At 63.6% G+C, this 655-nt stretch carries 1 pseudogene; it reads right to left on the reverse strand.

What is annotated here, in order from left to right:
• Positions 1–24: 24 nt before the first annotated feature.
• Positions 25–655: pseudogene (locus HX803_RS31855) on the reverse strand (MFS transporter); the annotation flags it as partial.

Consider the following 655-nt stretch of genomic DNA (forward strand, 5'->3'; position numbering starts at 1 on the left):
AGCCGGGCTCCTACAAGGGGGGCGTCAGGCCTTCAGGGTGCGGGTCATGCGCAGCGCCAATACGCTGCCGGCCACGATCACCGCCGCCAGCAGGTACAACGCCACATCCGTGGACCCGGTCGCATCCTTCACAAACCCCACAATGTAGGGGCTGAGGAAACCGGCCATCTGGCCCATGGAGTTGATCAACGCCAAGCCACCGGCCGCTGCGCCGGCACTGAGCATTGCCGTTGGCACCGGCCAGAACATCGNNGGGCGCCCATGGTGGCGATGGTCAGCCCCAGGATCGCAATCGCCGGGGTGGTGGCGAAATTCACGGCGATCACCAGGCCAACCGCGCCCATCAGCATCGGCACCACCAGGTGCCAGCGACGCTCCTTGCGCAAGTCCGCCGAGCGACCCACCAGCAGCATGAACACCGCCGCCAGCAAGTAAGGAATCGCACTGAGCCAACCAATCACCAGGTTATCGCTGAACCCCAGGTTCTTGATGATCGACGGCAGCCAGAAGTTGATCGCGTACACGCCGCTCTGGATGCAGAAGTAGATCAAACCAAACGCCCAGATCGCCGGGTTCTTGAACACTTCGGCGAGGGAGTCGCTGGTGGTTTTCGGCTTGTTGGCCAGGTCGGTTGCCTGGTCGGCCTCCAGCACCG

The organism is Pseudomonas sp. P7548 (assembly GCF_013386585.1).
GTDB lineage: Bacteria > Pseudomonadota > Gammaproteobacteria > Pseudomonadales > Pseudomonadaceae > Aquipseudomonas.